The sequence below is a fragment of the Pseudomonas sp. 4CAES_32.4 genome (genome assembly GCF_058136335.1).
In genome coordinates this window covers 3756818-3780900 of record NZ_CM176882.1, presented here as the reverse complement: position 1 = coordinate 3780900, position 24083 = coordinate 3756818, and the positions used below count along the sequence as shown (strand labels likewise).

Annotated in this window: 23 protein-coding genes; 10 read left to right on the top strand and 13 right to left on the bottom strand. The window is 59.7% G+C overall.

The features are described 5' to 3' along the window. The first annotated feature begins 8 nt into the window (after positions 1 to 8). Positions 9 to 3035, top strand: coding sequence for a D-2-hydroxyglutarate dehydrogenase YdiJ (gene ydiJ / locus AC3Y64_RS16855; RefSeq protein WP_489984552.1), 3027 nt, complete (start codon positions 9 to 11; stop codon positions 3033 to 3035). Here ydiJ and AC3Y64_RS16850 read toward each other — a convergent pair. Together AC3Y64_RS16850 and AC3Y64_RS16845 are read right to left on the bottom strand one after the other, a co-directional pair. Beyond that, entirely contained in the window at positions 2968 to 3654 is a 687-nt protein-coding gene (locus AC3Y64_RS16850) for a paraquat-inducible protein A (protein ID WP_489984551.1), read from the bottom strand. The two genes, ydiJ and AC3Y64_RS16850, sit on opposite strands and share 68 nt — an antisense overlap. Then, a complete protein-coding gene (locus AC3Y64_RS16845; RefSeq protein ID WP_489984550.1) occupies positions 3651 to 4247 on the bottom strand; it encodes a paraquat-inducible protein A in 597 nt (198 codons plus the stop codon). Before AC3Y64_RS16845 ends, AC3Y64_RS16850 begins: the two co-directional genes overlap by 4 nt. A gap of 218 nt (positions 4248 to 4465) precedes the next feature. Between AC3Y64_RS16845 and AC3Y64_RS16840 the strand changes: the two genes are divergently transcribed. Then, positions 4466 to 5632 (top strand): acetyltransferase domain-containing protein, encoded by a 1167-nt coding sequence (locus tag AC3Y64_RS16840; protein WP_489984549.1) that lies wholly within the window; start codon positions 4466 to 4468, stop codon positions 5630 to 5632. 488 nt (positions 5633 to 6120) lie between these two features. Here the strand turns inward: AC3Y64_RS16840 and AC3Y64_RS16835 are convergent, their stop codons facing one another. Then, on the bottom strand, positions 6121 to 7512 hold the full coding sequence (locus AC3Y64_RS16835) for an aldehyde dehydrogenase family protein (protein ID WP_489984548.1): 1392 nt from the start codon (positions 7510 to 7512) through the stop codon (positions 6121 to 6123). Between the two features lie 103 nt (positions 7513 to 7615). Between AC3Y64_RS16835 and ptrR the strand changes: the two genes are divergently transcribed. Both ptrR and AC3Y64_RS16825 read left to right on the top strand, forming a co-directional pair. Then, positions 7616 to 8494, top strand: coding sequence for a putrescine utilization regulator PtrR (gene ptrR, locus AC3Y64_RS16830; RefSeq protein ID WP_489987990.1), 879 nt, complete (start codon positions 7616 to 7618; stop codon positions 8492 to 8494). Positions 8495 to 8622: 128 nt separating this feature from the next. Beyond that, positions 8623 to 9051, top strand: a complete 429-nt coding sequence (locus tag AC3Y64_RS16825) for a TOBE domain-containing protein (protein ID WP_077573316.1) — start codon at positions 8623 to 8625, stop codon at positions 9049 to 9051. A 55-nt stretch (positions 9052 to 9106) separates the two neighbouring features. On the opposite strand, the gene AC3Y64_RS16820 is transcribed toward AC3Y64_RS16825, so the two are convergent. Beyond that, positions 9107 to 9730: a glutathione S-transferase family protein gene (locus tag AC3Y64_RS16820; RefSeq protein ID WP_489984547.1), complete on the bottom strand. Its 624-nt coding sequence runs from the start codon at positions 9728 to 9730 to the stop codon at positions 9107 to 9109. 1 nt (position 9731) lies between these two features. Then, a complete protein-coding gene (locus AC3Y64_RS16815; RefSeq protein WP_489984546.1) occupies positions 9732 to 10640 on the bottom strand; it encodes a LysR family transcriptional regulator in 909 nt (302 codons plus the stop codon). A gap of 164 nt (positions 10641 to 10804) precedes the next feature. Here AC3Y64_RS16815 and AC3Y64_RS16810 point away from each other — a divergent pair, with 164 nt between their 5' ends. The 3 genes from AC3Y64_RS16810 to AC3Y64_RS16800 are packed head-to-tail and all read left to right on the top strand — an operon-like array spanning position 10805 to position 13014. Next, on the top strand, positions 10805 to 11548 hold the full coding sequence (locus AC3Y64_RS16810; RefSeq protein ID WP_489984545.1) for an SDR family NAD(P)-dependent oxidoreductase: 744 nt from the start codon (positions 10805 to 10807) through the stop codon (positions 11546 to 11548). Positions 11549 to 11574: 26 nt separating this feature from the next. After that, positions 11575 to 12111, top strand: a complete 537-nt coding sequence (locus tag AC3Y64_RS16805; RefSeq protein WP_489984544.1) for a carbonic anhydrase — start codon at positions 11575 to 11577, stop codon at positions 12109 to 12111. A 39-nt stretch (positions 12112 to 12150) separates the two neighbouring features. Further along, entirely contained in the window at positions 12151 to 13014 is an 864-nt protein-coding gene (locus AC3Y64_RS16800) for an NmrA family NAD(P)-binding protein (RefSeq protein ID WP_489984543.1), read from the top strand. Between the two features lie 66 nt (positions 13015 to 13080). On the opposite strand, the gene AC3Y64_RS16795 is transcribed toward AC3Y64_RS16800, so the two are convergent. Next, positions 13081 to 14496: a purine-cytosine permease family protein gene (locus AC3Y64_RS16795; protein ID WP_489984542.1), complete on the bottom strand. Its 1416-nt coding sequence runs from the start codon at positions 14494 to 14496 to the stop codon at positions 13081 to 13083. Between the two features lie 259 nt (positions 14497 to 14755). On the opposite strand from AC3Y64_RS16795, the gene AC3Y64_RS16790 reads away from it, so the two are divergent. Then, positions 14756 to 15667, top strand: a complete 912-nt coding sequence (locus AC3Y64_RS16790; protein WP_489984541.1) for a LysR family transcriptional regulator — start codon at positions 14756 to 14758, stop codon at positions 15665 to 15667. A gap of 18 nt (positions 15668 to 15685) precedes the next feature. Here AC3Y64_RS16790 and argE read toward each other — a convergent pair whose 3' ends face one another. The 6 genes from argE to AC3Y64_RS16760 all read right to left on the bottom strand — a co-directional run bounded on the left by argE (position 15686) and on the right by AC3Y64_RS16760 (position 20867). Beyond that, positions 15686 to 16834: an acetylornithine deacetylase gene (argE, locus tag AC3Y64_RS16785; protein WP_489984540.1), complete on the bottom strand. Its 1149-nt coding sequence runs from the start codon at positions 16832 to 16834 to the stop codon at positions 15686 to 15688. After that, positions 16831 to 17508: a DUF1028 domain-containing protein gene (locus AC3Y64_RS16780; protein WP_489984539.1), complete on the bottom strand. Its 678-nt coding sequence runs from the start codon at positions 17506 to 17508 to the stop codon at positions 16831 to 16833. The genes argE and AC3Y64_RS16780 overlap by 4 nt, the downstream gene beginning before the upstream one ends. A gap of 129 nt (positions 17509 to 17637) precedes the next feature. Then, complete coding sequence (locus AC3Y64_RS16775) at positions 17638 to 18054, bottom strand: RidA family protein (protein ID WP_008086115.1); 417 nt, start codon at positions 18052 to 18054, stop codon at positions 17638 to 17640. A 58-nt stretch (positions 18055 to 18112) separates the two neighbouring features. Continuing rightward, a complete protein-coding gene (locus AC3Y64_RS16770) occupies positions 18113 to 19432 on the bottom strand; it encodes a flavin-containing monooxygenase (protein WP_489984538.1) in 1320 nt (439 codons plus the stop codon). 272 nt (positions 19433 to 19704) lie between these two features. After that, positions 19705 to 20523 (bottom strand): alpha/beta fold hydrolase, encoded by an 819-nt coding sequence (locus AC3Y64_RS16765; protein ID WP_489984537.1) that lies wholly within the window; start codon positions 20521 to 20523, stop codon positions 19705 to 19707. Positions 20524 to 20549: 26 nt separating this feature from the next. Continuing rightward, on the bottom strand, positions 20550 to 20867 hold the full coding sequence (locus AC3Y64_RS16760) for a hypothetical protein (protein WP_489984536.1): 318 nt from the start codon (positions 20865 to 20867) through the stop codon (positions 20550 to 20552). A 57-nt stretch (positions 20868 to 20924) separates the two neighbouring features. On the opposite strand from AC3Y64_RS16760, the gene AC3Y64_RS16755 reads away from it, so the two are divergent. Together AC3Y64_RS16755 and AC3Y64_RS16750 are read left to right on the top strand one after the other, a co-directional pair. Continuing rightward, on the top strand, positions 20925 to 21476 hold the full coding sequence (locus tag AC3Y64_RS16755; RefSeq protein WP_489984535.1) for a hypothetical protein: 552 nt from the start codon (positions 20925 to 20927) through the stop codon (positions 21474 to 21476). Further along, positions 21477 to 22049 carry a hypothetical protein gene (locus AC3Y64_RS16750; RefSeq protein ID WP_489984534.1) on the top strand — a complete coding sequence of 191 codons (573 nt, stop codon included), beginning with the start codon at positions 21477 to 21479 and terminating at the stop codon, positions 22047 to 22049. Between the two features lie 961 nt (positions 22050 to 23010). Here the strand turns inward: AC3Y64_RS16750 and AC3Y64_RS16745 are convergent. Then, positions 23011 to 24054, bottom strand: a complete 1044-nt coding sequence (locus AC3Y64_RS16745; protein WP_489984533.1) for an LLM class flavin-dependent oxidoreductase — start codon at positions 24052 to 24054, stop codon at positions 23011 to 23013. Positions 24055 to 24083 lie beyond the last annotated feature (29 nt).

The window sequence follows — 24083 nt, the reverse complement described above, 5'->3', positions numbered from 1 at the left end:
CCTGACCGATGATTGCCCAGCTGTCCCCCGCCAAAGCCCTGACCAGCGATTACCAACAATTCCTCAACGCCCTGAAGAACAGCGGCTTTCGCGGTGAAATCAGCGCCGATTACGCCAGCCGCGTAGTGCTGGCGACCGACAACTCGATCTATCAGCGCCTGCCGCAAGCGGCGGTGTTTCCGCTGGATGCCGAGGACGTGGCGCGGGTGGCGCGGCTGATTGCCGAGCCGGCCTACCAGCAAGTGGTGATCACTCCTCGCGGCGGCGGCACCGGCACCAACGGCCAATCGCTGACCGATGGCATCGTCGTCGACCTGTCGCGGCACATGAACCGCATTCTTGAAATCAACGTCGAAGAACGCTGGGTGCGCGTGCAGGCCGGGGTGGTCAAGGATCAGCTCAACGCCGCACTGAAGTCTGCCGGGTTGTTTTTTGCGCCAGAGCTGTCGACCTCCAACCGCGCCACCGTTGGCGGCATGATCAACACCGACGCCAGCGGCCAAGGCAGTTGCACCTACGGCAAGACCCGCAACCATGTACTCGAACTCGAGATGATCCTGCGCGGCGGCGAGCGTCTGCACGGTCAGCCGCTGGAAGAGCGCGAGCTGGACGCACTCTGTGCCCGCGAAGATCGAGTCGGTGAGGTCTATCGTTGTGCGCGGCAGATCATTGATGAGCAGGGCGAGCTGATCAAGGAGCGCTTCCCTGATCTCAACCGTTGCCTGACCGGTTATGACCTGGCGCACCTGCGTGAGGCCGACCAGCGTTTCAACCTCAACAGCGTGCTCTGCGGTGCCGAAGGCTCGCTGGGTTTCGTCGTCGAGGCGCGCCTGAACGTGCTGCCGATTCCCAAGCACACGATGCTGGTCAACATCCGCTACGCCGGGTTCATGGACGCGCTGCGCGATGCCCGCGCCTTGATGGCACTCAAGCCGTTATCGATTGAAACCGTCGACTCGAAAGTCTTGCTGCTGGCGATGCAGGACATCGTCTGGCACGGCGTCGCCGAATATTTCCCGCAAAGCGCCGAGCAGCCGACGTTGGGGATCAACCTTGTCGAATTCTGTGGCGACGATCCCGAAGAGCTGCAACGCCGGGTCGAGGCGTTCGTCGAGCATTTGAGCAGCGACCGCACGGTCGAGCGTTTGGGCCACACGCTGGCGGTCGGGCACGCGGCGGTGAACAAGGTCTACGGCATGCGCAAGCGTGCAGTGGGCTTGCTCGGCAATGTCGCCGGTGAAGCGCGACCGCAACCGTTTGTCGAAGACACGGCGGTGCCGCCGCAGCACCTGGCCGAGTACATCGCCGAGTTGCGCGACCTGCTCGACAGCCACGGCTTGCAGTACGGCATGTTCGGTCACGTTGATGCCGGTGTGCTGCACGTGCGGCCGATTCTCGACATGAAAGATCCGCAACAAGCCGCGCTGGTGCGCCCAGTGTCCGATGGCGTCGCGGCGCTGACCCAACGTTACGGCGGCTTGCTGTGGGGCGAACACGGTAAGGGCCTGCGCTCGGAATACACACCGGCGTTTTTCGGAGAGTTGTATCCCGCGCTGCAAGCGTTGAAAGCCGCGTTCGACCCGTTTAATCAGTTCAACCCGGGCAAGATCGCCACCCCGGCCAACAGCGGCGCGGCTTTGCTGAAGATCGACGAAGTCACCCTGCGCGGTGAACTGGACCGCCAGATCGACGAAAAAGTCTGGCAGAACTACGGCGCGGCCATGCACTGCAATGGCAACGGCGCCTGTTACAACTTCGACCCGGATGACGCGATGTGCCCGTCGTGGAAAGCCACCCGCGAACGTTCGCAATCGCCCAAGGGCCGCGCTTCGTTAATCCGCGAATGGCTGCGTTTGCAGGGTGAGGCGGGTGTCGATGTGTTGTCCGAAGCGATCCGCAAACCGGCGTTTTTCAGCTCGTTGTGGCAGCGCTGGCGTAACAGTCGCTCGGCTTCAGCCGACTTTTCCCACGAAGTCTACGACGCCATGGCTGGTTGCCTGGCGTGCAAATCCTGCGCGGGGCAGTGTCCGGTGAAGGTCAATGTGCCGGAATTCCGTTCGCGCTTTCTCGAGCTGTATCACGGCCGTTATCTGCGTCCGGCGCGGGACTATCTGATCGCCTCGCTGGAATACAGCATTCCGTACATGGCGCGCATTCCAGCGTTGTACAACGGGTTGATGGGCGCTTCGATTGTGCGTGGATTGCTAGAGCGTGTCGGCGGCATGGTCGATGTGCCGTTGCTCAGCCGCTTCGATTTCCACGCCGCGATGCGTCGCTGGCAGGTGCAACCGGCCACGGTTTCGACGTTGTCTGCGCTGACCCCAGCGCAGCGAGAACGCAGTGTGGTGATCGTTCAGGACGCGTTTACGCGTTACTTTGAAGCGCCGCTGTTGGCCGATTTCGCCGAGCTGATTTCCCGTCTCGGCTACCAGGTTTATCTGGCGCCGTTCAGTGCCAACGGCAAGCCTTTGCATGTGCAGGGCTTCCTCTCGGCGTTCAACCGCGCGGCATTGCGCAATGCGCGGCAGTTGCGCGAATTGGCCGAGGTCGGTGTGCCGCTGCTGGGGCTCGATCCGGCGATGACGCTGGTGTATCGCCAGGAATACCTGAAAGTGCCAGGGATGGAGCAATGCCCGGAAGTGGCGCTGGTGCAGGAGTGGTTGCTCAAGGTGATGCCGGAGCAGGCGCCCCAAGATGCAACCGCGTCGTTCCGTTTGCTCGCGCATTGCACCGAGAAGACCAACGCCCCGGCCGCGACCCGCCAATGGGAGCAGGTCTTCGAACGCGCCGGTTTGAAACTCACCACGCAGGCCACCGGTTGCTGCGGCATGTCCGGCACCTACGGCCATGAAGCGCGCAATCGCGAGACGTCAGCGGTGATTTACGAACAGTCCTGGGCGCGTCAGGTCGACGCGCCGGCCGAGCAGGGTGAAGCGCTGGCGACAGGCTATTCCTGCCGCAGTCAGGTCAAGCGCCAATCGGATCAGGCGCTGCGCCATCCGTTGCAGGTGCTGCTGGAGGTTCAGCGTCGCTGAAGGATTTGTCGCTGTCCTTGTCCCATATCAGCCGTGAATCGAAGCTCATTGCCGCGAGCATGGTGAACACCACGACCAGGCCGAAAAACAGAATGCCCGGTCGTGGCTCGATATCGCCCAGCGCCTGAAACTTCACCAGCGCCGCAACCAGTGCGACCACCAGCACGTCGAGCATCGACCAATAGCCGATCAGTTCGACAAAGCGGTATAGCTTCGAGCGCTCTTTTCGCGCCCAGGCGCTGTCACGCTGCACGGTCACCAGCAGCAGGGTCAGGGCGACGAACTTGATCCCCGGCACGGCGATACTGGCGATGAAAATGATCAGGGCGATGTCCCACGCGCCGGCCTCCCAGAACTCCAGCACACCGCTCATGATCGTGCTGTCGGCGCCGCTGCCGAGCATGGTGGTGTTCATCACCGGCAGCAGATTGGCCGGCACGTAAAACGCCAGCGCAGCGAGCATGTAGGCCCAGGTGCGGGTCAGCGAATTGGTCTTGCGCCGATGCAGCGGCGCGTCGCAACGCGGGCACTGGTGTGGCTCGTCGCTCATGTCGCAGGCCAGCCCGCAACTGTGGCACAGGCATAGATTGAGCTCGCTGGCGGTCGGTGGTCGCTTCATAGAATGTCCCAGAGGTCGCGGATATCGCGGCCGGCAATTCGGATCATCATCAAACTCAGCGCGGCCAAGGCAAACAGGCCGATGCCGGGCAACACGTCGAGCAATCCGGCGAGTTTGAACACCGCCACCATGGCCCCGAGCAAACACACTTCCAGCATGCTCCACGGGCGCAGGGTTTCCAGCCAGCGCATGCACAGTTTGAAGCCCGGTGCGCGCTGTCCGGCGAGGGCGAAGCTCAACACCCAGGTCAACAAAACCAGTTGGAACGCCGGGGCAATGATGATCGCGATGGCCGCAACCATGGCGATGAAAGTAATCGGCCCCTGGCTCAGCGCCAGCACTGAGTCCCACAGCGTCGCGCTGTTTTTCAGGCCTTTCATGCTGATGCTCATCACCGGATAGAAATTGGCGAACAGCCACAGCACCGCTGCCGTGAACGTCAGCGCCAGACGCTGCTCAACGGTCAAACCATTGAAGCGCTGGAGCACGCCACCGCAGCGCACGCACGAGGTTTTCTGGTGTTTGGCGAGCGTGACTTTCTCGTAAACGCAATCGCAGTGCTCGCAGATGATCAGGTGTTCGGTGTTGACCATGGACAACGCTCGACAACAGGCCGCGGAGGGCAGGGGGACTTGATCACTATAGAAGCCTGAAGCGAGAGGGCAACTTGCATGGTGTAATCCGCTTCGGTTTTCTGAGAATCACTATCGATTGAGCTTGGGTTTTTGCTTTTTAGTGTTATAAGGTAACGCGAATTTTCAGGGTCGCCGTTGCTGGCACCCACTGTTATCCCTTCGATTGCGAAACGCTTATGACGATTGTGCTTCCCCGTTCTGCCCCGGTGACTGGCCGGCTACTGTCCATCGATGCACTCAGGGGCCTGGTCATCCTGTTCATGCTGCTGGACCACGTGCGCGAAACTTTCCTGCTGCACCGTCAGGTCAGCGACCCGATGGACATCGCCAGCACCGAGCCGGCACTGTTTTTCAGCCGAACCCTGGCGCATTTGTGTGCACCGGTGTTTGTCTTGCTGACCGGGTTGTCGGCATGGCTGTTTGGCGAAAAGTACGCAGGCAAGGCTGACGTCAGTGCGTTTCTGTTCAAGCGCGGACTGTTTCTGGTGGCGCTGGAATTCACTTTGGTCAACTTCGCCTGGACCTTCCAGCTGCCACCGAGCGTGATTTATCTGCAAGTTATCTGGGCGATCGGCCTGAGCATGATCGCGCTGTCGCTGCTGGTCTGGCTGCCGCGCTGGCTATTGCTGACGTTGAGTTTGTTGATCATCGCCGGACACAACTTGCTCGATGGCCTGCACTTCCCGGTCGAGTCTGCGCTGCATGTGCCGTGGGCGATTTTGCATGATCGTGGCTGGATTGAAGTTAGCGAGAATCTGCGACTGCGCACGTCTTATCCGTTGCTGCCGTGGATCGGTGTGATCGGTCTGGGTTATGCGTTGGGGCCGTGGTTTGCTCGCAGCGTTGAAGCAGGCGTACGGCAACGGCGTCTGTTGATCGGCGGTGTTGCGGGGCTGCTGGGGTTCGTCGCGCTGCGGCTGCTCAACGGTTACGGCGAGAAGCCGTGGGCGGTTGGCGACTCGATGCTGCACACCGTGATGAGTTTTTTCAACATCACCAAGTACCCGCCGTCATTGCTGTTTATCGCACTCACGGTAAGCACCGGGTTGTTGCTGTTGTTGGCGTTTGAGCGCGTGCAGGATCGACGCTGGATTCGCTGGCTGACGGTGTTCGGATCGGCACCGATGTTTTTCTATCTGCTGCACTTGTATGCGTTGAAAGTGTTGTACCTGATCGGCGTGGCGCTGTTTGGCCTGAATCAGGGCAGCTATTTCGGCTTCTCGTCGGTCGCCGCGATCTGGCTCGCCGCAATCGTTCTAGCGGTTGCCCTGTATCCGTCCGTGCGCTGGTTCTCGGCCTTGAAGGCCCGCCGCCGCGACATCGCTTGGCTGAAATACCTGTAGGCGTCCACATTTTGATGTGATGCAAAACCTTGGGAGCCAGCCCTGCTGGCGATGGCGGTGGGTCAGTCGATGAAGATGTGGCTGTGCTGGCCCAATCGCTAGCAGGGCTAGCTCCCACAGGGAATTTGCGGTGTTGCCGGGATTGATGGCAGCTCCCACAGGGATTTGTGGTGTGTTGGAGATTGATGGCAGTCCGCAAAACACTGTGGGAGCCAGCTCTGCTGGCGATGGCGGTGGGTCAGTCGATGAAGATGTGGCTGTGCTGGCCCAATCGCTAGCAGGGCTAGCTCCCACAGGGGATTTGCGGTGTGGCCGGTATTGATGGCAGCTCCTACAGGGATTTGTGGTGTGGCTGAGAATGTTGGCATTACACAACACCTGTGGGAGCTGGCTTGCCAGCGATGGCGGTGGGGCAGCAACAGATGTGTTGGCTGACACGCCGCCTTCGCGAGCAGGCTCACTCCTACAAGGGGTGTCTTGTGTCTGGGTTACTTGCGATCCAGCCACACGGTTTGCGCGTTGCAGAATTCGCGTACGCCGAAGTGCGACAGTTCGCGACCGAAACCGCTTTTCTTCACGCCACCGAAGGTCACGCGCGGGTCGCTGGCAGAGTAGCCGTTGATGAACACGCCGCCGGTTTCCAGTTCGCTGGTCAGTTGCTGGGCCAGTTGCACGTTGGCGGTGTAGATCGTCGCGGTCAGGCCGAACTCGCTGTCGTTGGCCAAGGCCACGGCATGCGCGCAATCGCGGGCGGTGATGATCGACGCAACCGGGCCGAACAATTCCTGTTTGAACGAGGTCATGCGGTCGGTCACGCCAGCCAGCACAGTCGGTTCGTAGTAGTTGCCAGCGCCTTCGGCTTTGCCGCCACCAAGCAACAGGGTCGCGCCTTCCTTGAGGGTGTCGCGCACTTGCTGGTCGAGTTCATCGCGCAGGTCGAAACGCGCCATCGGGCCGATGTAAGTGTCGGCGGCCAGTGGATCGCCCACTTTCAGTTTGCGCGTGGCTTCGACGAATTTGCGGGTGAATTCTTCAACCACGCCTTCTTCGATGATCAGACGCTTGGCCGCTGCGCAAACCTGGCCGGAGTTCTGATAACGGCCGATCACCGCTGCTTGCACGGCTTCGTCGATATCGGCGTCGTTGAGCACGATGAACGGGTCGGAACCGCCCAGTTCCAGCACGCATTTCTTCAGTGCAGCACCGGCCTGAGCGCCAATCGCCATACCAGCACGGACGCTGCCGGTCAGGGTCACTGCAGCGATGCGCGGGTCAGCGATAGCAGTGGAAACGCCTTCCGGAGTGACGTTGATCACTTCAAACACACCATCGGCGAAACCGGCACGGGTGAATGCGTCGCGCAGCAAGTAGGCGCTGCCCATCACGTTCGGCGCATGTTTGAGCACGTAGGTGTTGCCGGCGATCAGCGCAGGAACGGCGCCACGCAGCACTTGCCAGATCGGGAAGTTCCACGGCATCACGGCGAGGATTGGACCGAGCGGGCGGTATTCGATGCGCGCCTTGCCGCCTTCAACCTGAGTCGCTTCGGCGTCGAGCATGGTCGGGCCGTGTTCGGCGTACCACTCGCACAGCTTCGCGCATTTTTCGATTTCACCTCGGGCCTGGGCAATTGGCTTGCCCATTTCTTGGGTGATCATGGTGGCCATGGCTTCAGCGGTTTCACGCAGCGCGCCAGCAAGAGCGGTCAACAGACGCGAGCGATCCTGCAATGGCTTGCGCTTCCACTTGCCGAAACCATAAGCGGCGCGGGTCAGCGCGGCGTCAAGCGCAGCGGAGGATTCAAAGGCGTAGTGGCCGATCTGTTCGCCGGAGGTCGGGTTGATCGAGATGGCGTGGGTCTGGCTGGAAATCTGGCTCATGGCTGTGTCCTGCATGTTCGTCGGATGAGCCTAGAGTAGGGTGGTGTTTGTTTTCTTGAAACTGAATAATAAAGATCGTTTCTTTCACGATTGGAGAATGACTGTGGATCTGGTGCAGCTGGAAATCTTCAAAGCCGTTGCCGAACACGGCAGCATCAGCGCCGCCGCCGCGCAGATCCATCGCGTGCCGTCGAACCTGACCACGCGGATCAAGCAGCTGGAGCAGGATCTCGGCGTCGATCTGTTTATTCGCGAGAAAAGCCGTTTGCGCCTATCGCCGGCGGGGTGGAGTTTTCTCGAATACGCGCGACGGATTCTCGATCTGGTGCAGGAGGCTCGCGCGACTGTGGCAGGTGAAGAACCGCAGGGCGCATTTCCTTTGGGTTCGCTGGAAAGCACGGCGGCAGTGCGCATTCCCGAGTTGCTCGCGGCGTATAACCAGTTGCACCCGAAAGTCGATCTCGACCTGTCCACCGGACCCTCGGGGACGATGATCGACGGCGTGCTGTCCGGGCGTCTCGCAGCGGCGTTTGTCGACGGCCCGGTGCTGCACCCGACGCTGGAAGGCGTGCCGGCCTTCGAAGAGGAAATGGTCATCATCGCGCCGCTCAATCACGCACCGGTGCAGCGTGCCGCGGATGTGAATGGCGAAAACATCTACGCCTTCCGCTCCAACTGTTCCTATCGCCATCACTTTGAAAAATGGTTCAGCACCGACGCCGCCGTGCCCGGCAAGATCTTCGAAATGGAGTCCTACCACGGCATGCTGGCGTGCGTCAGTGCCGGCGCCGGGCTGGCATTGATGCCACGCAAGATGCTGCAAAGCATGCCGGGCAGCGCAACGGTGAGTGTCTGGCCGCTGGCGGCGGATTTCCGCTATCTGACCACGTGGCTGGTGTGGCGGCGCGGTACGGTATCGCGCAGTTTGAGCATGTTTGTGCGGTTGCTTGAAGAGCGTGGCGTGGTGCGGGCTGAAGGATGATCGATACTCTGTTCACACGATTGGTGTGTGACAACAGAGCGCATCGCTGTAGTTGTTTTTATATAGCGCCAGCTTCGATGATGCACGCCGTTTCCTAACTCCAAAGTCAAAAAAACAGGACGTCCAGCATGAAAGTCAGTGCACGCAACGTATTCAAAGGCAAAGTCAGCAATGTTCAGGCCGGCGCCGTCAACGCCGAAGTGGTTCTGACCTTGGCGGGCGGTGAGCAATTAGTGGCCGTCGTGACCATGGAAAGCATCAAGAACCTCGGCATTGCTGTCGGCAAAGAAGCCGTTGCATTGGTCAAGGCGCCATGGGTGATGCTGATGACCGAATCCAGCGACATTCGTCTTTCGGCGCGCAACTGCCTGGAAGGCAAAGTGCTGAGCGTGACGGACGGCGCGGTCAATGCTGAAGTGGTGATCGAGCTGGCCGGCGGCTCGAAGGTCTACTCGATCGTGACCCGTGATGCCGTGGCTGAACTGGGCCTGGCCAAAGGCGTCAGCGCGACGGCAGTGATCAAGGCTTCGCACATCATTCTGGGTGTTCCGGCCTGATAGTTTCTTACGGCAAAATAAAAAACGCTGATTCCGGGATCAGCGGTTTTTTGCGTTATGGCGTACCGTTTCTGCCGTACAGGCGATAGCCATCGCGTTGATTCAGGCGGTCGTAATAGGCGCTGACGGCAGGCAGGTGCGGATGCTTGAGCGGTGTTTCGAACCAGCGGTTTACCGAGAGTCCGATCGGGATGTCCGCCAGTGAAAACGCGTTGCCGCTGACATACGCGCCAGTTGATTCCAGTTGCCGATCGAGAATCTCCATGTTCTTCGACCAATCCCGGCAACCCGCTGCCAGCGCAGCTCCGTCCTGATAATCAGGTGACTTGCGTACCAGCGACATCAGCGGATACGACCACGAGCGATTCAACTCCGCAGCCTGCCAGTCAATCCACTGATCGACCCGCGCCCGGGCCATCGGCTCAGTCGGATAAAGCTGCGCGCCGCCATAGCGCGAGGCCAGATAACGAATGATCGTATTCGATTCCCACAACGTGAAATCGCCGTCCTGAATCACCGGCACCATGGCGCACGGGTTCAGCGCGAGAAACGCCGGCGTATTCGTTGGCTGAAACCCCGAGCCCCAGTCTTCACGCTCAAAAGGAATCCGCAACTCAGCGCATGTCCACAGCACTTTACGCACGTTGATCGATGAGGCCTTACCGAGTATTCGCAGCATGTCATTGCTCTGAAAGGGTGGGTGGTTGTTCAAGTGCACTGGCGAGAAAATCAGCGAACGCGCGTGCCGCCAGACGTGTCGCGCGGCCCATGGGAAAGTAGGCGTGAACTGGCAGGTCGGCCATTTTCCACGCCGGCAATAATTGCTGCAGCGTGCCATCGCGCAACTCCTGCGCGCAGGCCCATGACGTGGTCGAAGTGACGCCCAGTCCGCCAACGGCCGCCGCCAATGCCCCGGTAGTATCGTTGACCGAAATCTGCGCGGTCAGACTGACGGATGTGCTCTCGCCATCACGTTCGAATTGCCACGATGATGCATGTGCTGCCGCAGGCCCACCGATGATTCGGTGCTGTTCAAGATCCTCGGGCCTCGACGGCGTGCTGTACTGCGCGAGATAAGCGGCAGACGCCACGACGATCCGCTGCATGCTGCCAATCAGCTTCGCGGTGCCGGCCAGATCCGGCAACTTGCCGACCCGAATCCCGACATCGACCGCTTCCTTGACCATGTCTTGCCATTGATCTTCGAGCATCAGTTCGAGGTGCAGTTGCGGGTGACGTTCGGTGAAGGCCGACAAGCGCGGAATGACCACTCGAATGGCCATCGTCGAGGGCATGCCGATGCGCAGCAATCCGCGCAATTCACCGGTTTCGCGCACGCTGTTTTCGGCGTCGTCGACAGCCGCGAGGATCGGTTCCATCCGCGCCAGAAACTCTAGGCCCGCTTCGGTCGGCACCACTGCACGGGTGGTGCGCGACAACAGCCGGGCGCCGAGGCTGGCTTCCAGCTCGGCAATCATTCGCGACACCTGTGATTGCGTCAGGCCCGCTTCGCGCGCGGCGGCGGAGAAGCTGCCCAGACGTGCGACGCGGGTGTAGAGCCGCAGGCTGTGAAGGTCTTTGAGTGGCATGCCGGTTCCCGTGCGCGCGGAGGATTAATGCTGGATCGAGATAAATCTTAGCCCAATTCACGGGCTACCGAGCATGAGTCGAAGCGTTGATATTGGCCACATCGGAAACGCGGCACGGCCGCCAACTCCGCAACTTGCCCTTATCGAGTTTCGAGGAACCCATCATGCAGATCGCCCAATCCATTGCCCTGGTTACCGGTGCCAACCGCGGCATCGGTCGCACATTCGCTGAAGAACTGCTCAAGCGTGGCGCGGCCAAGGTTTACGTCGCCGTCCGTGATACCGCTTCGCTGGCCGACCTGCTCAAAAGTGGCGATCGTCGTCTGGTGCCACTGCCGCTGGACGTGACGGATCCGGATCAAGTCGCTGCCGCTGCCAGCGTCGCCGCCGATGTCACGCTGCTGATCAACAACGCCGGCTATGCCGCATTCGACGGCGCCATCAGCGCGCCGGACATGCAGGACGCCCGCCTGGAAATGGAAGTGAATTACTTCGGCCCATTGGCCCTGACTCGGGCGTTTGCGCCGGTGCTGGCGGCCTCGGGTGGCGCGGTGTTGAACATGTTGTCGATGCTCTCGCTGGTCAGTCTGCCGATGGCAGCAACGTACTCGGCCTCGAAAGCCGCCGGCCTGTCGCTGACCCGCAGCTTACGTGCCGAACTCGGCGCGCAGGGCACCCAGGTGGTCGGCGTGCTGGCGGTGCAGACTGAAACCGCGATGGGCGCGAAGCTCCCTGAACCGCGCCTGAGCCCGCTCGAAGTGGTCACGGATGCGCTGGATGCGATCGAAGCCGGTATCAACGATGAAGTCATCGCCGGCGCCCAGTCGCGCAACATCCATCAAGCCTTTACCGCTGATCCACAAAAGCTTCAGGCGCTGATGTCGACGCGTCTGCCACAGCGCGGCTGATTGCCCATTCTTGATCGAGGTGTGCCATGGACTTCCTGCAAACCCTGCTCGAACGCAATGCCGCGTTTGCCGCCAACGGCTTCTCGGCGGAGCTGAAGATCATTCCTTCCCAGCGAGCGCTGATCGTCGGTTGTGTCGATCCGCGCGTTGACCCGGTCGATGTGCTTGGCCTGCAGCCCGGCGAGGCAGCGGTGATTCGCAACGTCGGTGGCCGGGTCACTCCGGCACTGTTCGAAACCCTGGCGATTCTGGGCAGCGTTTCTCAGGCGGGTGGCGCGGCCATCGGTGAAGGCTGGCACCTGATCATCCTGCAGCACACCGATTGCGGCATTCGCGGTTGCCTGCACCACGCGCCCTCGTTGCTCGCGCAGTACATGGGCGTGGCTGCGGAACAACTGCCATCTCTGGCGATAGCCGACCCGCGTCAGGCTGTGGCCATCGATGTCGCAGCGCTGAAAGCCAACCCGCAGCTGCCTGCCGGTTTCAGTGTCAGCGGTCTGGTCTACGACGTTGCCACGGGGCTCGTCGAGACCGTGGTGGCGGCCAGTCGCCTGCGTCCTTAACAAATCCCTGTTTTTATAACGATGAATTGGAGATATACGATGAGTACGTTTTTGGTCACAGGTTCTACCGGCGACACTGGCGCGCCAACCGTCAAAGCCCTGCTCGAGCGCGGTCACCGGGTCAAAGCGCTGGTGCGTCGCGAAGATGAGCGCTCGCAAAAGCTCAAGGACATGGGCGCCGAGATTCACGTCGGTAACTTGCGCGACCTCAAGTCGTTGCGCCCGGCCATGGAAGGCGTGGACGGCGCCTACTTTTGCTATCCGCTGAGCGACGGTCTGGTCGAAGCAGCCGCGTTGTTTGCGCAAGCGGCGAAGGAGCAGGGGGTCAAGCACATCGTCAACATGTCGCACAAACAATCGCGGCCGGATGCACGCAGTCAGGCGACGTTGAACCATTGGATGTCGGAACAGATTTTCACTTGGTCGGGCATTCCATCCACCCACCTGCGCGTGACGTTCTTCGCCCAATGGATGCTCTATATCGCAGACTTTATTCGCGAAGGGCGCTACCTGACCCCGTTCGACGCCGAGAGCCGTTTTGCGCCGATGGCGGCCAGTGACATCGCGCTGGTCGTGGCTAACGTTCTGCTCAAACCCGAAGGCCATGGCGGTCAAGCGTATGCGCTGCACGGCCCGATCGAATACAGTCACCGCGAACTCGCCGCCCTGTTGGGCAGCACGCTGGGCAAGGAAGTGCGTTTCGAGCAGGTGGAAGTCGAAGAGTTTGTACGGTTGCTCGGCGTCGATGGCGATCCAGCATTTGCCGTGCACTTCAACGCGGTGAAAATCGACCAGCGTGAAAAACGCCTTGAAGGCCTCGACGATACGGGGGCGGCCATCATCGGTCAGCCATTGCAGACACCGGCGCAATTCATCGAGGAGCATCGCCAGCGCTTTATCTGAAGGTAACGAAAAAGGGCCGGATCGCTGCACAGCGTTCCGGCCCTTTTTACGTTCAGGCGATAACGATTACACGCTGCTCGCCAACTTCCCGCCCATCATCCGCCGACGATAAGACGTGTCCCGATTGGCCAGCCAGAAGTACAGCGGCGACGTCACCAGCAAGCCCACCAGCCATGACAGATCCGCGCCGTTGATGTGTGCCGACACCGGGCCGACGTACAGCGGCGTGTTCATGAACGGGATCTGCACGGCGATGCCGATCGCGTAGGCCAGCAAGGCTTGCGGGTTGTAGCGACCGTAGATGCCGCCGTCGACCTGGAAGATCGACTGGATGTCGTACTGGCCTTTGTGGATCGCGTAGAAGTCGATCAGGTTGATCGCTGTCCACGGCACCAGCACCACCAGCAGCACTAGGACCATGTCGACGAAGTGGCCGATGAAGTCTTTCGACGCGCCGACGGCGGCGAAGCAGCAGGCCAGCAAAACGATGGTCGAGATGACTGCGCGGCTCTTGGCGGTCGGAATCCAGCGGTAGGCGAAGGTCTGCACCAGGGTGATCAGCGAGAGTACCGCGCCGTACAGGTTGAGGGCGTTGTGGCTGATGACGCTGAGCAGGAACAGCACCAGCATCAGCGGGCCGATGGAGCCAGTGGCCATTTTCACCGCGTCCATGGTGTCCATGCCGACGGGCGTGGCGAGCACGGCAACGGCACCGAAAATGAACGCCAGACTCGAGCCCAGCGCCGAACCCAGATACGTCGTCCAAAAGGTCGACGAGACTTTCACGTCGGCCGGCAAGTACCGCGAATAGTCGGAAACGTAAGGCGCAAACGCGATCTGCCACAACGCCGCCAGCGACACAGTGGCGAGCCAGCCGGAGAGGTTGAAGCTGCCTCGGGTGAGGAAGTCATCGGTTTGAATGTGGGTGAAGATGTAGCCGAAACCGACGACGATGCCGATCCCCAGCACCCATGTACCGATGCGGTTGAGCACGTGGATGAAGCGGTAGCCGATGATGCCGATGATCCCCGAACCGACGGCGCCGATGACAATGCCGACCGGCACCGGAACGCTGTCGACCACGCCATGCAACGACTTGCCGGCGAGCACGATGTTGGAGGCGAAGAAGCCGATGTACATGACGCCGGCAATCAACACCACCAGCAGCGCACCGAGGGAGCCGAACTGGGCGCGGCTCTGGATCATCTGCGGGATGCCCATCTGCGGGCCTTGTGCCGAATGCAGCGCCATCAGCACGCCGCCGACCAGATGGCCGACGAGAATTGCGACGATGCCCCAGACCAGATTCAAGTGAAACAACTGCACGCCCAGCGCACCGGTGACGATGGGTAACGGCGCGATGTTGCCGCCGAACCAGAGCGTGAACAGATCCCTGACCTTTCCGTGGCGATCTTCGGGGGGCACGTATCCTATCGTGTGTTTTTCAATCAGCGGAGCGGAGGATGCTGCAGGGGTAGCCATGACGAACTCCAAGGCAAGGATGAGTACGTGGACGTACTTCGGCAAGCGCCGGCACGGGCGGCGCATTTCTTGTTGAAGTGATCATGTGCAAAGCGTCGGGATAGATAAATTAGTAAGTTTGTTGCTACAGACCTTAAAAAAAATATGCTCCGGGTTACGCGCAGCTCCGGTATGTTCAGGCTTCTCTCTTATCTGGATTCACACGGCTTTTTGTAGGAGCTGCCGATGGCTGCGATCCTTTGATCTTCTGGAGATTCCCATGGCTGCCTACAACCTGCGCCAGCTCAAATACTTCGTTACCACCGCCGACTGCGGCAGCGTCGCCGAAGCGTCGCGCAAGCTCTACATCGCGCAGCCGTCGGTCTCCACGGCGATCAAGCACTTGGAAGAAAGTTTCGGTGTGCAGTTGTTTATCCGCCATCACGCTCAAGGCGTTTCGTTAACGCCCAGTGGCTCGCGCTTTTATCGCAAGGCGCTGGAGCTGCTGCGGGTGGCTCATGAGTTTGAACAGAACGCGCTGGCCGACAACGATGTCGTCACCGGGCAAATCGATATCGGCTGTTTCGAAACCGTCGCGCCGTTGTACCTGCCACGGCTGATCGCCGGCTTCAAAGAGCGCTGGCCCGGCGTGGAAATCCGCATTCGCGACGGCGAGCAACAGGAACTGGTACAGGCCCTGACCGCCGGCAGCATTGACATGGCGATGATGTTCGAGCACGACCTCGACAGCACCATCGAAACCACGCCGCTGATGCCGCCGCAGCAGCCATACGCCTTGCTCCCGGCCAACCATCGCTTTGCGCAACAGGCGAAAGTCTCGCTGCATGATCTGGTGCTGGAGCCGATGATTTTGCTCGACGTGGTGCCGAGTCGAACCTACTTCGTGAGCATCTTCGAGGAACGCGGACTGACGCCGAACATCGTCTTCAGCTCACCGTCGATCGAGATGGTGCGCGGGATGGTCGGCAATGGTTTCGGCTTTTCGATTCTGGTGACCAAGCCGTTCAGCGACTACACCTACGACGGCCAGCAAGTCGTGTGTGTACCGCTGGCGGAAAGCGTGACTGGATCGGGATTGTCGGCGGCGTGGCTGCGGCGCGTGCAACTGACCAAACCGGTGCAGTTGTTCGTCGACCATTGCCGAGAGGAGTTGGCTCGACTGTACGCTTGAGTACAGTCGAACCGGGTTTCAAGCGCGGATAAACGTCAGCACACGCTGGAGCATGTCATCGCAAGCCTGCAACTGATCGAGGCTGACAAACTCATCGGGTTTGTGGCCCTGATCCATGCTGCCGGGGCCGCAGACCACGGTGGCAATGCCCACCGCATCAAACAGTCCGCCTTCGGTGCCGAATGCCACCGTGCCGAAGTCCGTAGAGCCGCAGAACGCCGCAATCAACTCGGCGGCCTGGCTCTGCGCATCGGTGACCAGCCCCGGATAGGCTGACAACTCACTGAAACAGATCTCGCTTCGCGCACTGACCGCACGCATGCGCGGCAGCACTTCGCGCTCGGCATAGGCTTGCAGTGCTTGCGCGACCAACGCCGGATCCTGCGAGGGCAGGGCGCGAATCTCGAAATCGAAACGGCAGTCGGCCGGCACGATGTTCAAGGCTTTGCCGCCGCTGATCACCCCTGTTTGCACGGTGCTGTAGGGCGGGTCGAAACGCGTGTCGTGATGCTCCGGCGCTTTCAGTTGCTGGCCGAGGCGGCCCAGTTCGCCGATCAGTTCAGCGGCGTATTCGATGGCGTTGACCCCGAGCGGCGCGTAGGCCGAATGGCACGGATGGCCATGCACGTCGCAGCGCATCGCCAGTTTGCCTTTGTGACCGAGCACCGGTTTCAGTTCGGTCGGTTCGCCGATGATGCACAGCAGTGGTTTGACCGGACGCTGCTCCAGTACCTTGAGCAACGAACGCACCCCGAGGCAGCCGACTTCTTCGTCATAAGACAGGGCGATATGTACCGGCATGCGCAATGGCGCCTTCACCAGCGATGGCACCAAGGCGAGGACGCAGGCGATGTAGCCCTTCATGTCCGCCGTGCCACGCCCAAACAGTTTGCCGTCGCGCTCGGTCAGTTCGAACGCTGGCAGCGTCCACGGTTGGCCATCGACCGGCACCACGTCAGTGTGCCCGGACAGCACAACCCCCGGTTGATCTACTGGGCCGATCGTGGCGAACAGGTTGGCTTTGCTGCGCTCATCGTTGTAGATCAGCGCGCACGGCACGTCGAAACCTTCGAGGTAATCGCGGACGAATTCGATCAATTGCAAGTTGGATTCACGGCTGGTGGTGTCGAAACCCACCAGCGCTCTGAGCAACTCGACGCTGTTCATCGATCATCACCGGCAACGCCGTAACCCGGAGCCTTAGCCGGATCGAGGGCGCGGTCGATGTAGTCCTGGAGCTGCGGCTGATAAGCATCCCAGAGCTTTTGCAACTGACCGATCGGGTCTTCATCGGCCCAGTCCACGCGCAAATTGACGATCGGCCAGGTCTGTTCGCCGACCACGACGACAGCAGCCGAATGCACCGGGCCGGCTTCACCGCCAAGTGCCTGGGCGGCGTGCAGAGCTTTGAGCAGACGGTCGGCGAGTTGCCCTTCGCCGTCTTCAAAGGCGCTGACCATCGCCTCGATCACGGAGCGCCCGGCGAGCATATTGCCGGCGGCGACGCATTGTTCACCGGAGACCGCGTTGTGCACGCCAAGAGTCTGGGAACCGCTGAAGTGCGCGGTCTGGCCGAGGTGGTTGATCGCGGTGATCTGGCGGTACTGGCTGTAGCCGTTGCGGGTGAGGACTTTGTCCAGCGCATCGTCAGGCGCCAGACCTTGCTCCATCAGTGCGAGCACTTCCGGGCCGAGGGACGGCAGGGTGATGTTCTGGCTCGACACTGCGCCAACGCCCGGCAGCAGCCATGGGCAGCGCGCGCCGACGGCGATGCTGGAGGAACTGATGGCGACACCGAACTGGCCGGTTTCGGCGCAGCGGGCTGCGATTGAAAAGGTCATCTAATGAACTCCTTGGGTGTCTGGGCTGGCCTCATCGCTAGCAGGGCTAGCTCCCACAGTGGAGTTTTGTCGTTCACAAAACCTGTGGGAGCCGCCCAACTGGTGATGGCCATAACGCGGTAAACCTGCTTACTCAGGAATCACCGCAATCACATCAATCTCCATCAACCACTGCGGCTGCCCCAGCGCCGACACCACCAGTCCGGTCGAAATCGGGAACACACCTTTCAGCCACTTGCCGACTTCGCCATACACCGCCTCGCGATAACGCGGGTCGATCAGGTAGGTGGTGGTCTTGACGATGTGGCTCATGTCGCTGCCGGCTTCTTCGAGCAGTTGCTTGACGTTGCGCATGGCTTGTTCAGCCTGTGCACGCGGATCACCCAGACCGACCAGGTTGCCGTCGAAATCAGTACCGACCTGACCACGGACATACACGGTATTGCCGGCACGCACGGCCTGGCACAGGTCATTGTCCAGGGTCTGGTTCGGGTAGGTGTCTTTGGTGTTGAACATACGGATGCGCGTGTGGGTTGGCTTGCTCATGTGCTGCTCCAGAATCAGGGTTGCCCGGCGCAATCGGCGCCGGAGCGAAAGAGGGAAATCAGGCGTCGACGGTGTCGGCGACTTTGTTGGGTGTCGGCGCGTGCAGCTCGGCTTCACGCTGCTCGGCATCGCGGTAATCCAGATACTTGCGCTGGGTGGCGATGTGATCGGCGACGTGCTTGGCGTCGTGCCAGACGCCCCAGATGAACGACGAGCCGCGACGCGACTGCCACGGCAAACCCAGGAAATACACGCCCGGCTCACTCGACACGCCGCGTTGGTGCACAGGCTTGCCCTTGTCGTCGAACGCGGCGACTTGCAGCCAGGAGTAATCCACGGCAAACCCGGTGGCCCAAATGATCGAGGTGATGCCAGCCTTAGCCAGATCCAGATCGGTCAATGGGTTTTTCACGCACTCAGGCTCTGGATACGTTTCGCGGGCCTCCGGTTCTTCTGGCAGGTCGAGGCCGTTGCGCTCGATGTAGGCATCGGCGGCATCGAGCAGCGCCAGATAGTTTTCATCGCCGCGATTGAGATTGCCGACCAGGTCCTGCTTGAAGGTCACCACGCCGTTATTGAACGACTCGGTGACGCCGACCAGGGTCATGCCACGATGGGCCAGACCCCGGAAATCGATAGTGCGCCCGCCATGGGCGCCGCTGACTGCAATGGTCACGTGCTCGCGGCCAGGTTTCATCGCCGCCTGATCCCACTCGCCGAGCACACCCAGCCACCAGCAGAAATCCCGGTTGCGGTAAGCGCGAGGCGGGCGGTCGTGGGCGCCGACCGACAGGTAAACCCGCTTGCCCGAGCGCTGCAGTTCATCGGCAATCTGTACGCCGGAAGAACCGGCGCCCACGACCAGCACCGCGCCTTCCGGCAGCTGCTGCGGGTTGCGGTAATCTGCGGAGTGGATTTGCAGCAGACGTTCGTCTTGCGGGGCAATCGCCGGGATTACCGGTTTCTGGAACGGGCCGGTGGCGGCGACCACACGGTTGGCTTCGATCACGCCTTCGGAGGTCTCGACGGTGAAACCCGGACGGCCGACATTGCGCACCACGCTTTTTACTTCAACGCCGGTGCGGACCGGCGCATTGAATTTCTTCGCATAGGCTTCGAAATAATCGGCCACGCGCTCTTTCGGAGCGAAACCGTCAGGGTCGACGTCATCGAATTCCAGACCCGGGAAGCGGTCGTGCCACGCCGGGCCGTTGGCCACCAGCGAGTCCCAACGCCCGGTGCGCCAGCGCTCGGCGATGCGATTGCGCTCCAGCACCAGGTGCGGCACACCGAGTTTGCTCAGGTGCTCACTCATCGCCACGCCCGCTTGGCCGGCACCCACGATCAGCGTGTCTGTTTTTATTATTGCAGTGGTCATCTCTACATCCTTCCTAGCAAGGCAGTGGGATTCGGGCCGCTGTTGGCTTGTCCGTTTTGCTTGAGGTCAGACTAGGGAGAGGGGGGGTATCGGTAAAATATTATTAAGCTGGGATGTGAAGATAAAATTCTGATGCAGAGGGCTGGGAGCCTTTAAATATGGTGGTTTGGCGAAAGTCTTCGGGTGCGGAGGATGATTGATGGATGAACATTTTGTGGCAAGGAAGCAGGCTCCCTTGCCACAGGTTCAACGAGAGCCTGGATTGATCGAGATTATCGCTTGAGGAACGCCAGCAAATCTTCGTTCAAGGCCTGCGCATGGGTCACTGCAAAACCGTGGGGCGCGCCAGCGTAAACCTTCAGCTCGGCGCCTTTGATTTGTGCCGCAGCCTGCTTGCCGGTGGTTTCGAACGGCACGATCTGATCGCCGTCACCGTGGATCACCAATGTCGGCACATCAATCTTGGCCATGTCCGGGCGGAAGTCGGTTTCCGAGAACGCGGTAACGCAATCCACCGTGCCTTTAAGCGACGCCAGCAGCGCGACGTTGAGGGTTTGCGTGAGCACGCCGTCGGAGACTGTCTGGCCCTGATTGGTGCCATAGAACGGCGCAGCGAAATCCGCGATGAATTGCGCACGATCCTTCAGCAAACCAGCCTTGATGCCGTCGAACACTGAGGTGTCGACGCCTTGCGGGAAGTCGGCTTTCTTGCCGAATAGCGGCGTGACCGCGCCCAGCAGCACCAGCCCGGCAACGCGCTCGCTGCCATGGCGGGCAATGTAACGGCTGACATCGCCACCGCCCATGGAAAAGCCCACCAGCGTCACATCGCGCAGGTCCAGATGGTTGATCAGTTGCGCGATGTCGTCAGCGAAGGTGTCGTAGTCATAACCGGTCCACGGCTGATCGGAGCGACCAAAACCACGGCGGTCGAAGGCAATCGTGCGATAGCCACGGCTGCTCAGGTATTCCATCTGGTATTCCCACATGTCGGCATCCAGCGGCCAGCCATGGCTGAACAGCACGGGCTTGCCGCTGCCCCAGTCCTTGAAATAGATCTCGGTGCCGTCTTGGGTGGTGAACGTGCTCATGCAAACTCCTTGCGTCAGGGGGGGCGTCAGTGAAGGCCGAAATGGCTGTTCTCACTATCCACGCAAAGGGCGGGTGTCACTTGTATGCAGGTGCTGGTTTGGCAGGTAATTCGGGAGCAGGCCTTACTCTCCAGTTGCTGGGCAGCGGTAATCGAAACATTGCCGCCGGCCTGGATGACCGCATTGCGACCGGTGTTGGTTGCCGCCGTACCGGTGTGGTCGACCGCGACTTCAACCACCGACTCAGGCGTGTACTGCGTCAGCTGGCTTGGCAGTTCAGCGAGATTGTTGGGGTCGAACAGCGAAGGCGTTGAGGGTTTAAAACCATAGCGCAAACCGGACATGCGATGCCGTAGCCGAACAATCCACTGACGCCTTTGCCCGTCTCGGTGTCGTTGAGGATGACCGCTTTAATGTGTTCGGCTTCTCGGCCTCCGCCATCTCTGACCATCGCCGGTTGGGGGGCTTTATTTACCTCCGATAAACAAATGGCTTTTGCGAAAAATCTGGCGGAGGGTTGGTTGACTCCCGACGAGATGGCTCTCGCAGACCAGTGGGCAAAAGATACCAGTTGGCTGGATCAGCAAGCCGGTCAGCCGCTAACGTTGCACCAGCGGGCGACGTTGATGACCGAGCTGCAGATGACAGCAGGTATGTTACTGATCGGCAAAAGCGCCCCTTACCAAACTGGTATAGAGTTCAAGCCTAAATGGACGCGAAGAAGCCCGGGCCAAATCGATGCCTACACCTCACCCTCAGACGCAATAAAAACGCTAGAAGCCAATGGTTACAACAGAACGTTTTCAGGGGACGGAACGGTCTTCATACTGACCAAGGGAGACAGGACTTACAAGTTCTACCCACTGTCTACGTCGACCAAAGAACCTACAACAGAATTGCGGATCAAAGGCATCGAAAAATCGATTGTCAAAATCCGATTCAAGGTTGAGTAAATGAGCCTGTCAAAAGTGGAATTTAAAGAAGTGAATCGGATAACGGCAGCGTTATCGAAGCACCTTGATCTGGAAAAAGATCTGCCCGGTATGGTCTTTCTTGATTCGGGGCTTGAGTATTATTTTTTTGAAAGGCCACTGCTGAGTACTACTGAAGTTCTTAGTGAGTTGGTTTGCTTAAGCTATGAGATGTTCTCAACAGACGTATTCACCTTGTTCAGCACACCGCCTGATTGCTCGTGCTACCTCTTCGATGGGAATAACGTCGAAGAGGGTGTCGAGGCTTTGAGTTCAGGCTTTCGGGACTTTTTCAAGGGCGCTGTGGACTATCCGATGATCATGGGTAATTTGGGTTTCGATTGGCTATTGTTTGAAAGCGCTTACGAAGAGTTTGGTGTGCTGGCTCTGAGTACGGCCAGTGCCAAGTTGAAGTTTTCTGAGGGCGTAGGGCGTAACTTGATCCACTCCAAAGAATTTCAGGGCCTTAAAGGTCGCGATGAAACTTTGGATAAAATCATTGACGCGTTTCATGTTTATTTCGAAGGTAAGGGTGGGCTGAGCCCGCTCGAATAAACCATCCCCCTTCCGCCTGTTCATCCTGGTATTGGAGATCGAACCATGAACGCTCTGCCACAGGATCTGGTGATCGATCTCGCGTGTGGAAAGGTGTCGAGAGAGAAGGTCATCGAGGTGTTTTTTCGGGCTCCGCTGTGCCAGAGGATTACATGAGTCGTGAGCTGGAGTCCGCGTTCGAAGCCAAGGACGCTGGCAGTGTCGAATGTGCCCTGGTTTTTGCAGCTCGGTTTTCGATGCCAAAGGATTGTTCGTATATTCTGAGCCGATTGCTGGGAGAGGATTGGCACACTCGCCACGAAGACATTGCGAGCGCTCTGCAGTCGCTGAAGGGTACGAAGAAATAGGTGTCAAGGTGATAAATACTCTGGATCAGCTCTTTTTGTATGGCGCCAGCAGAGGAGGGCTTTAATTATGTCATTGTCGGCAATGATCATCTCATCAGAAAAGTTGAGCTTGGACGATTTTAAAACCGTGCTCCTAAAACATGACGGGTTTGTGAGTGCCGGAATACCTTCTCGCGGTAGCGTTGGTGAAGGTGATTCAACTATTTGGTTGGCCGGGTTCCGGTGACGTGGGTTAACGAGTCGTTCAATTATCCGTTGGCAGCGCATGAATCTTCGTGGACTCAATTGAGAATTTTGGTCGTTGTAACGCTGGAGCGGAGTGTAAAAAATTGGCCAAAACGCTATCGTTGTTTATGTTGGTTTTCATACTTTCAGGCTGCAACACCCACCGGCATGGGTACCGGCAATATTTATAGTTGCGGGCCGCTGAACAGTACTTTTTCGCCGGAACGAAGCAAGGTCTGCCTGGTGGAGTTTCAGTTTGTCGGGCAGGGTTGCGAACAGCACGTTTATGATTTCATCCAGCCAGATCAACGCATTCCGTGATCTCTAAAAACTAAAGCCCCGGACGAGTCCGGGGCTTTCTAGTGGGTCAGAGACTGTCCGCCGAGTAATCAGCGAAACGCCGGCACCACATGCTTGATAAACAATTCCAACGATTTCTTCTTCTCCTCATGCGGCAAGCTGTTGTCACACCAGAAACTAAACTCATCCACCCCCAGTTCCTGGTAGTACTTGATGCGCGGAATGATTTCTTCCGGCGTGCCGATCATTGCGGTCTTGTGCAGGCTTTCCAGTTCAAACTCCGGACGCCCGGCAAACTTCTCTTCCGGGCTTGGGTCAAGGAAACCGTTGACCGGCGTTGCCTTGTTGCCGAACCACGCATCGAAGGTGCGGTAGAAACGCGAGATCGCTTTGGCGCCGACTTTCCAGCCGTCAGGGTTATCAGCGGTGTGCACGTGGGTGTGGCGCAGGACCATCAGTTGTGGGCGCGGTACGTCTGGGTTGTTGTCCAGCGCTGTCTGGAATTTGTTCTTCAGATCGAGGACTTCTTCGTCGCCTTTCATCAGCGGCGTGACCATCACATTGCAGCCGTTGGCCACGGCGAAGTTGTGCGAGTCCGGGTCGCGGGCGGCGATCCACATCGGCGGATTCGGTTTTTGAATCGGCTTCGGCACGCTGGTCGAAGTGGGGAATTTCCAGATGTCGCCGTCGTGGGCGTAGTCGCCTTGCCACAGGGCGCGGACCACCGGGACCATTTCGCGCAGCGCCTGGCCGCCGGATGAGGCAGGCATGCCGCCGGCCATGCGGTCGAATTCAACCTGATAAGCGCCACGGGCCAGGCCGACTTCCATGCGGCCGTTGCTGATGACGTCGAGCAAGGCGCATTCACCGGCGACCCGCAACGGGTGCCAGAACGGCGCGATGATGGTGCCGGCGCCGAGGTGGATGGTCGTGGTTTTCGCCGCGAGGTAGGCCAGCAGCGGCATCGGACTCGGCGAGATGGTGTATTCCATGGCGTGGTGTTCGCCAATCCACACGGTGCTGAAACCGCCGGCTTCGGCCATCAGGGTCAGTTCGGTCAGGTCTTCGAACAGTTGGCGGTGGCTGACGCTTTCGTCCCAGCGTTCCATGTGTACGAACAGGGAAAATTTCATGACGCTACCTCGGATCTTTTGTTGATGGC